The following is a 10129-nucleotide window of genomic DNA, read 5'->3' as shown; positions in this document are numbered from 1 at the left end:
TGCCCGGGCCGTGGTGCGGGCATTTGTACATCCCGCGCCGCGGCCCCGCGGGGGGGGCCAACACCAGGGCGGTGGCGGTCGGGTCCACCTCCACGGCGGTGGCCAGCAGCTGCGGCAGCGTCGTGACACGCGGACGACGGGTGCGGACCGGGCGAACGCGGGCCGGGCGGGTCATGCGGTAACCGCTTCCGAAGCCGCTTCGTGCTGCCCGACCACCCGAAACACGTCTATCTCACCCTGCCTGCTGTTGCTCATGCGCCTGCGCGGCGCCACCCCCTTCATCCATCGAACGCGGCCTGGGCGTGTTACGCGACCACGCGAAACTCCGGGACGATGGGGGCGAGCCGCACCGGAATTAGACCATTGTCCGGTACCGGAGCGATACCGGCACGGTGGGACGCCGGGCCCCGGTCACCGCCCGTCCGAGGCGAGCAGCGCGGCCAGGATCGGGCCGATCTCCGCCGTCGCCGCCGGGCCCGCCAGCTCCTCGTGCGTCACCGGCACCGGCCGCTCGACCAGCGCGCCGTCCACGTACGGCTCCCAATCGGCGACGGCCAGCCCGCGCGCGGCATTGCGCGTGTCGGCCGCCGCCCGGAAGAACTGCACGGTGCCGCGGAACACGGCCGGGCGATGGTCGGCCACCAGCTCGGCCGAGCGCACCGCACTGCGGTAGATCCGGCGCACCCGCTCGGGCGTCAGCGCGACCAGGTCCGCGGGGATGGCGGCGTGCAGCGCGGCCACTGCCTCGTCGCCGAGCTCGCCCAGGCCCCCCGGCGGCAGCACGTCGGCGGCGAGGCCGAGTTCCGCGAGGGCGTCGCGCACCGCGGTGTGGAAGTCGGCGACATTCAGGTGCGGATAGCCGTCCAGGATGGCCAGCAGCGACACCTGCTCCCCGGCGGCCTGCAGTTCGGTCGCGACGATGTGCGCCAGCACGCCGCCCAGCGACCACCCCAGCAGCCGGTAGGGGCCGTGCGGTTGCACCGCCCGGATCTCCGCCACGTAGCGAACGGCCATGTCCCGCAGCGATTCCGGGACGTAGTCCTCGGCCAGCGCCGGAGACTGCAGGCCCCACAGCGGTTGCGACAGGTACTGCGCCAGACCGGAATAGGCCCACGCGAGTCCGTACATCGGATGGATGCAGAACACCGGATCGCCCACGCCGGAGCGCAGCGGCAGCAGCACGCCGAAGGCCGAATCGTCCTCGGCGCCCGCGGCGTGCGTGTCGATGCGGCGGGCGAGACCGGCCACGGAGGCGTCGGCGAAGAACCACGCCACCTCGGCCCGCACGCCGGTGGCCTCGCGCAACCGCGCGACCGCCCGGGTGGCGAGCAGGGAATTGCCGCCGAGCGCGAAGAATTCGTCGTCGGCCCCGACCTCGTCGGCGCCCAGCAGCTCGGCGAAGACCTCCGCCACCGTCTGCTCGGCCGGGGTCGCCGGGGCACGGAAGGTGGTGCCGCCGTGGAATTTCGGCGCGGGCAAGGCGCGGCGGTCGAGCTTGCCGTTCGGAGTGAGCGGCAGCGCGTCCAGCACGGTGATCGCGTCGGGCACCATGTAGCCGGTGACGAACTCGGCGACCTCGGCGCGCAGCCCGGCGGGGTCCGGCCGCGAATCGCCCTCGCCCACCACGTATCCCACCAGCCGGTCACCGGCGCGGGGATCATTGTGCACAATCACGACGGCCTGGCCGACGCCCGCGCAGCGCAGCAGCGCGGCCTCGATCTCGCCGGGCTCGATCCGGAATCCGCGCAGCTGCACCTGCTGGTCGCTGCGCCCGGCGTATTCCAGGTTCGCGGTCGTGCCGGACTGTCGGCGTCCCACGTCACCGGTGCGGTAGAGCCGAGATCCCGGCGGCCCGAACGGGTTCGCGACGAAACGGGCCGCGGTGAGGCCCGGCCGCCCCAGATACCCGCGCGAGAGCTGGCCACCGGCCACGTACAGCTCACCCGGCGCCCGGTCGGGGACGGGGTGCAGGCGCTCGTCGAGCACATGGGCATCCAGGCCGGGCAGCGCGCGGCCGATGACACCGGCCGCGCTCGCCTGATCGTCCAGTACGTAGAACGACACGTGCACCGTGGTCTCGGTGATGCCGTACATGTTGACCAGCCGCGCCTCGCGGTACCGCCCGTGCCAGGGCTCGAGCCGCCGGGCGTCGAGCGCCTCGCCGCCGAAGATGATGTGGCGCAGCGCGAAATCGCCCGGGTCCGCGGCCCGATCGGCGGCGATCAGCTGATAGAACGCCGACGGCGTCTGGTTGAGCACCGTGACGCGTTCGCGGATCAGCAACTCCCGCAACTGCTCCGGGGAGCGGGAGGTCAGGTAGTCGACCACGACCACGCTGCCGCCGGAACTCAGCGCGCCCCACAGCTCCCAGACCGAGAAGTCGAAGGCGAAGGAGTGGAACAGCGTCCACACATCGGTCTCGTCGAATCCGAACAGCGGTTGCGCGTTGGCCAGCAGCTGCAACACATTTCGGTGCGCGACGCCGACGCCCTTGGGTACACCGGTGGACCCGGAGGTGTAGATGACGTAGGCGAGGTGGTCCGGCCGCAGCGGAGCGCGGCGGTCTCGATCGGTCACCGGGGAGTCGTCGAGATCGGGCAGCTCGTCGAGCAGCAGCACCGGAGTCTCCGTGTCCGGCAGTGCCTTCCGTTCCGGTTCGGTGGTGATCAGACAGGCCGGTGCCGCGTCGGACAGCAGGAACCGCAGACGCTGCGCCGGATAGGCCGTATCGATCGGCAGGTACGCACCCCCGGCCTTCAGCACGCCCAGCAGCGCGACCGGGAGGAGTTCGGTGCGCGGAACAGCGACGGCCACCAGCGATTCCGGGCCTACGCCCTGCGCGATGAGCGCGCGGGCGACCCGGTTCGCGCGACGGTCCAATTCCCCGTAGGTGAGCGTCGTGGCCCCGGCACGGACCGCCACCGCGTCGGGACGGCGGCGTACCTGCTCGTCGATCAGCGCGACGAGCGCCGGTTCCGTCGCGGTACGCGGCGTGGCGGGGGGCGTGTTCCACTGCCGCAGCGCCCGATCCCGGTCCGCGTCGGTCAGCAGCTCGATATCCCCGACGGCCGTGGCGGGGTGGGCCAGCGCGGCGAGGACGCGGCGGAGGTACTCGCCGAATCCCGCCACGGTCTCCGCGTCGAACAGGTCGGTGGCATAGGTCAGGGCGGCGGAGATGCCCTGTGCCGCACCGGAATCGCCGATGCGCTCGGCGAGGGTCACCTGCAGGTCGAACTTCGCCGGTGGTGTCGCGGCGTCCACCCCCGACACCGTCAGGCCGGGCAGCCGCAGGTCGGTCGGCGCCAGATTCTGGAACGTGAGCATCACCTGGAACAGCGGATGCCGGCTCGCCGAGCGCACCGGATCCAGCAGCTCCACCAGCCGCTCGAACGGGACGTCCGCGTGGGCGAACGCGGCGATATCGGTGCGGCGCACGGCGTGCAGCAGCTCACCGACCGTCGCGGCCGGATCGACCTCGGTGCGCAGCACGAGGGTATTGACGAACATGCCGATCAGGTCGTCGAGGGCGGCGTGGCCGCGCCCGGCGACGGGCGTGCCGATCGCGATGTCCCGGGTGCCCGACAGCCGCGCGAGCACCACCGCGAGGGCGGCGTGCACGACCATGAACAGCGTCGAATGATGCTCGCGGGCAACGCGGTTCAGATCCGCGTGCAGGCCGGGCTCGATCTCGAACTCCACCGTGGCACCGCGATAGGAGGCCGCGTCCGGGCGCGGCCGGTCGGCCGGAAGATCCAGTTGCTCGGGCAGTGCCGCCAGCTCGCGCCGCCAGTAGGAGACCTGCTGTGCGAGCAGCGAATCCGGATCGTCCTCGGAGCCGAGGGCGCGGCGCTGCCAGAGCGCGTAGTCAGCGTACTGCACCCCCAGGGGCGCCCACGCCGGTGCCTCGCCACCGCTGCGAGAGGCGTAGGCCAGCATCAGATCCCGGGTCAGCGGGCCCATCGACCAACCGTCGGTGGCGATGTGGTGGGCGACGAAGACCAGCACGTAGTCGTCGGGAACATCCTGCGCCGCACCGGTTTCCGGTGCCGGATGCAGCAGCGCGATCCGGAACGGCACCTCGGAGGTGACGTCGAAACCCTGCGTCATCACCCGTTCCACCGTCGCCGCCAGGTCGGCCGTGGACACCGGCATCGAGGTCAGGTCGATATCGATCGCGTGCGCCGGTCGGATCTCCTGTACCGGGCCCTCGCCGGTCAGCGGGTAGACCGTGCGCAGGATCTCGTGACGCGCGACGACGTCCGCGACGGCCTCCCGCAGGGCGGCCGGATCCAGGGTGCCCGACAGCCGGATGGCCGCCGGAATGTTGTACACCGCCGCGGCCGTGTCGAACTGATTGAGGACCCACATGCGCTGCTGCGCGAACGACAGCGGGATGCGCTCGGGGCGCGGCTGGGCGGTCAGCGGCGGCAACGCCGCCCCGGCGGACTGTTCGGCGGCCACGGCGAGGGCGGCCACGGTCGGCGCCTCGAACAGGCTGCGCACCGAGACCCGGGAGTCCAGGGCCGCGCCGATCCGGGCGGCGACCTGGGTGGCCAGCAGCGAATTGCCGCCGAGGGCGAAGAAATCGTCGTCGGCGCCCACCCGCTCCACGCCGAGGACCTCGGCGAACGTGCCCGCCACGATCTCCTCGATCGGGGTCGACGGCGCCCGGTAGACCGCCGCCTCGAACTCCGGGTCCGGCAGCGCCTTACGGTCCAGCTTGCCGTTCACCGTGAGCGGCAGCGCCTCCAGCACGACGAACGCCGACGGCACCATGTAGGACGGCAGCCCGGCACTCAGGGCCGACTTCGCCTGCGCCGCATCGAGTTCGCCGTTGCTCGCGACCAGATAGGCCACCAGGCGGTCGCCGGTGTGCCGGTCGCGCTTGGCAACGACCGCCGCCTGACCGACCTCCGGCAGCGCCAGCAGCGCGGCCTCTATCTCACCCAGCTCGATGCGGAAGCCACGCACCTTCACCTGGAAGTCGGTGCGGCCCCGATACTCCAGCTCCCCGTCGGCGTTCCACGCCGCCAGGTCTCCGGTGCGGTACATCCGCGCGCCGGGGACGCCGAACGGGTTGGCGACGAAGCGGTCCGAGGTCAGATCGGGGCGATCGAAGTAGCCGCGGGCCAGCTGCGCGCCCGCCAGGTACAACTCACCGGAGACGCCCACCGGCACCGGGTGCAGGCGCGAATCCAGCACGTACACCTGGCTGTTCCACTCCGGCAGGCCGATCGGCACCGACATCCGATCGGCATCGGACACGGGGTGGTTGGTGATCGAGACCGCGGCCTCGGTGGGGCCGTACAGGTTGAACAGGTCGATATCCGGGTGCGCCGACCGGAACCGCTGGGCCAGGGCACCCGGCAGCGCCTCGCCGATCGCCAGCACCCGGCGCAGCGACTTCCACAGCGCCACTGCGGAATCGGCGATCCCCAGCCGCTCGGGCGCGGGCCGGATGCCAGACTGGCGATAGGCGTCGCCGGGCCCGCGGGCGGCCGCATCGGCGAGCAGTGCGTCGAGCATCGAGGGCACGACATGCAGCGTGGTCACCGACTCCCGCGCCATCAGTTCGTTCAGGTAGGCCGGATCGCGGTGCCCGTCCGCCGCGGCGATCACCAGGCGCGCGCCGGACACCGCGGCGGACCAGAACTCCCAGACCGACAGATCGAAGGTCGCGGCGGTTTTCAGCAGCACGGCGTCATCGGGGTGCAGGCCGAATTCGGCCCTCTTCCACAGCAACTGGTTGACGATCGCGCCGTGCGGCACCGCCACGCCCTTGGGGCGGCCGGTCGAGCCCGACGTGAAGATCACGTAGGCCGTGTTCGACGGGCGCAGCGGGGCAAGGCGATCCGCGTCGGTCAGCGAGGCGCCGGAATAATCCGACAGGTCCAGCTCGTCCAGCACGACGACCCGCCCCGCCGTTGCGGCGGAGGGATTCAGACCGGTGGCATCGGTGACGACCGGCGATGTCGTCAGGACGCACACCGGGGCGGCGGTTTCCAGGATGTAGCGCACGCGCTCCGCGGCCTGATCCGGATCGACCGGCACGTACGCGCCGCCCGCGACCGAGACCGCGTACATCGCCACCACCAGGTCCACCGAGCGGGGCAGGGCGAGTGCCACGCGCGACTCCGGGCCGACGCCCAGCGAAATCAGGTGCCGGGCAAGGCGGTTCACGCGGGCACCGAGTTCGGCGTAGGTGAGGGTGAGCGGCTCGTCGGAGTCGGCGACCAGCGCCACCGCATCCGAACAGGCCGTGACACTGGCGGTGAGCAGCGCGTCGAGGGTGTGCAGGGCGCCGCCGTCGGATCCGATCGCGCTCAGCGCGCCCGAATTCAGCGGGTATCCGGTGGCATTCGGGGCGACGAGGACCCGGTTGCGCTCGTCACGGTCGAGCAGCGGCAGGTCGCCGACCGCCGTGGAGGCGTCGGCGATCACCGCCGACAGGATGCGGGACAACCGATCCGCGAAGCCCGCCGCGGTCGCGGCATCGAAAAGGTCCGTGGCATAGGTGAAGTGGCCACCGATTCCGGCCGGGTGGCCGTGCTCGTCGTAGCCGTCGGCGACGATCAGGTGCAGATCGAACTGCGACACCTCGAGATCCGCGTCGACGCCCTCGATGCTCAGCCCGGGCAGCTCCACCGCCGTGCGCGCCAGATTCTGGAACGACAGGCCGACCTGGAACAGCGGGTGATGCGCCGTCGACCGCGGCGGGTTGAGCACCTCGACGAGCCGCTCGAACGGGATGTCGGCGTGCGCGAACGCCTGCAGATCGGTCTCGCGCTGTCGCGCAAGCAGATCCGTGAACGAATCGCCGGGATCCAGCCGCGTCCGGAATACGACGGTATTGACGAACATTCCGATCAGGTCGTCGAGTTCCGCCTCACCGCGCCCCGCCACGGGGGTACCGATCGCGATGTCACCGCTTCCGGACAGGCGCGCCAGCAGCACCGCCAAGGCCGTATGCACCACCATGAACAATGTCGCGCCGTGGGCATGCGCCAGCTCACTCAGTCCGGCATGGGTCGCGGCGTCGATGCGGACGTCGACCCGGCCGCCCCGCAGCGAGGCCACCGCGGGCCGCGGGCGATCCGTCGGCAGCTCCAGCAGATCCGGCAGCCCCGCCAGCTCCCGCCGCCAATACGCGATCTGCTGCGCCGCAATGGAATCCGCCTCGGACTCCACGCCCAGCACCGCCCGCTGCCACAGCGCGTAGTCGGCGTACTGCACCCGCAGCGGCGCCCAGCCCGGCGCGGCACCGGCGCCGCGGGCCGCGTAGGCGGTCATGACGTCGCGCACCAGCGGAGCCATCGACGAACCGTCCGCCGCGATGTGGTGGACGACGACGGCGAGCACGTACTCGGTCGGCGAATCCGTTGCGGTATCCGCGATCTCGAACAGCCGCACTCGAATCGGCACGTCGGCGGTCACGTCGAACGGCGTGCCCGCCAGCTCGTAGACCGCGGCGGCCACCTCGGCCGCGGTGATCGGTTCGGGCGCCACCGACATCCAGCCGACGCGCGCGGCATCCCCCTCGTGGTGGGCGATCGCCGTCGCGGGCAGCACGACCTGCACCGGCCCGTCCGGCGTCTCCGGATACACCGTGCGCAACACCTCGTGCCGCAGCACCACGTCGTCCAGCGCCTGCGACAACGCCCGCACATCCAGCGCACCGGTCAAGCGCAGCGCGAACGGCAGGTTGTACGCCGCGGATCCGGCCGTGGCCGCATCCTGATCGAAGCGGTTGAGGAACCACATCCGCTGCTGCGCCAGCGACAGCGGCAGCCGTTCCGGACGCTCGAGGGTGCCCAGTCGCACGCCCCGCCGATCGTGGGTGCGGGATTCGATCGCCGCCGCCAGCGCGCCGACCGTCGGCGTCTCGAACAGCGCCCGCACGGGTATCCGGCCGTCGACGGCCGCGCCCAGCCGCGCCACCACCTGCGTGGCGACCAGCGAGTTGCCGCCCAGGGCGAAGAAGTCGTCATCGGCTCCGACGCGTTCGGCGCCGAGTACGTCGGCGAAGATATCCGCCACGATCTCTTCGATCGGTGTTGCGGGAGCGCGGAATTCGCGGCCGATGTACTCGGGCGCGGGCAGGGCCTTGCGGTCGAGCTTGCCGCTGGCATTGAGCGGCAGCGCATCCAGCGCCACGATCGCGCCGGGGACCATGTAGGACGGCAGGGTCTTCGCCACCGCCTCGAGCAGATCCGCCTGCTCGATCGACTCGCCCGGCGTCGGTACGGCGTAGGCCACCAACTGATCGCCGAGCGCCGACGACACCACCGCGGCCACGGCCTGGCTCACCGTCGGCTGCCGGAGCAGCGCCGTCTCGATCTCACCCAATTCGATCCGCTGACCACGGAACTTCACCTGAAAATCCGTGCGCCCCAAGTACTCCAGCCGCGCTGGCAACTCACCTTCGGCTTCGCGCCACACGGCAAGATCACCAGTGCGATACATGCGGCTGCCGATACCGCCTCCGGCCGCCCCCATTCCACCTCCGGCCCCGGCCGCCCCCATTCCACCCCCGGCCCCGGCCGCCCCCATATCCCCGAAGGGGTTCGCCACGAACCGATCCGCCGTCAGATCCGGCCGCCGCACATACCCACGGGCCAGCTGATCACCCGCCAGGTACAGCTCGCCCGGCACACCCGCGGGGACCGGGCGCAGCCTGGCGTCCAGCACGTAGGCCCGGGTGTTCCACTGCGGCAACCCGATCGGGACGGTCGGCCGATCGTCACCCTGGGCGGGCCAGTACGTCACCGACACCGCAGCCTCGGTCGGACCATACAGATTGTGCACCCGCGCATCCGACACCACACGCACCGCATCCACCGTCTCCGGCGGCAACGCCTCACCGATCACGAAGATGTCCCGCAGCGTCGGGCACGTACCGGCGGCCAGCTGGGCCGCGAAGACGGTCAGCATGGACGGCACGAAGTCGGTGACCGTAACCCGCTCGGCCGCAATGGTTTCCGCGACGTACCGCGGATCGCGGTGGCCGTCGTGCGTGGCCACCACCAGCCGGGCCCCGGCGCGCAGCGGCAGGAAGTAGCCCCACAGCGACACATCGAACGTGGTCGCGGTCTTCTGCAGGTACACGTCGTCGGTGCCGAGCGGATACTGCGCGAGCATCCACTCGATCTGGTTGTGAATGGCCGCGTGGGACACGGCCACGCCCTTGGGGCGGCCGGTGGATCCGGACGTGAAGATCACATACGCGGGATTGTCCGAGCGCAGCGGCGCGACACGATCCGCATCCGTCACCGGATCCACCGAAACGCCGGACAGATCCAGCTCATCGAGCAGCACCACACCACGTTCGCGCTCGGCCCCCGACTCGGTCGAGGAGGTGGTGAGCACGCATACCGGATCGGCGGTGTCGAGAATATGTCCGATGCGCTCGGCCGGGTGATCCGGATCCAGCGGCACATACGCACCACCGGCCGTAATGATCGCATACATCCCGACCACCAGGTCCAGCGACCGCCGGACCGCCAGCCCCACCAGCGATTCCGGGCCGACACCCTGCGATATCAGGTGCCGCGCAAGCCGATTCACCCGGGCGTCGAACTCGGCGTAGGTGAGCGACGAGCCCTCGTACGTCACGGCCACCGCATCGGGCCGCCGCGCTACGGTACGGCGGTAGCCGTCCAGCAGCAGTTCGGCCTCGACCGGATGTCGAGTGTCGTTCCAGCCGTGGAGAATCCGTTCGCGCTCGGCGTCGTTCAGCAGCTCGATGGCACCGACCGGCCGGTGCGCGTCCGTGGCCGCCGCGGTCAGCACCCGCGTCAGGCGTTCGGCGAAGACCTCGACGGTCGCCGCGTCGAACAGGTCGGCCGCGTAGGTGAACAGTGCCGAAAAGCCCTCCGGCACACCGTCGTTCTCCCGGGGCACGACCGTGAGCTGCAGGTCGAACTTGGCCACCGCGCCCTCGGCCTCGACGGCGGTCGCGGTCAGGCCGGGCAGCTCCAGCGGCGGCTGCTCCATGTTCTGGAAGAACAACGCCACCTGGAACAACGGATGATGCGCCTGCGAACGCACCGGATCCAACACCTCGACCAACCGCTCGAACGGCAACTCCGCATGCGAAAACGCACCCAGATCCACCTCCCGAACCGCCGCA

Annotated in this window: 1 protein-coding gene; it reads right to left on the bottom strand. The window is 71.2% G+C overall.

The window, feature by feature from the left end:
• Nucleotides 1-411 precede the first annotated feature (411 nt).
• Nucleotides 412-10129, bottom strand: a 9718-nt coding sequence (locus QH290_RS26205) for a non-ribosomal peptide synthetase (RefSeq protein WP_425303655.1), incomplete at its 5' end; no start/stop codon positions are given.

This window comes from Nocardia wallacei, from assembly GCF_029869545.1.
Classification (GTDB): domain Bacteria; phylum Actinomycetota; class Actinomycetes; order Mycobacteriales; family Mycobacteriaceae; genus Nocardia; species Nocardia wallacei_A.
The sequence above is the reverse complement of the archived record's forward strand: the minus strand, read 5'-3'. Positions and strand labels throughout refer to the sequence as shown.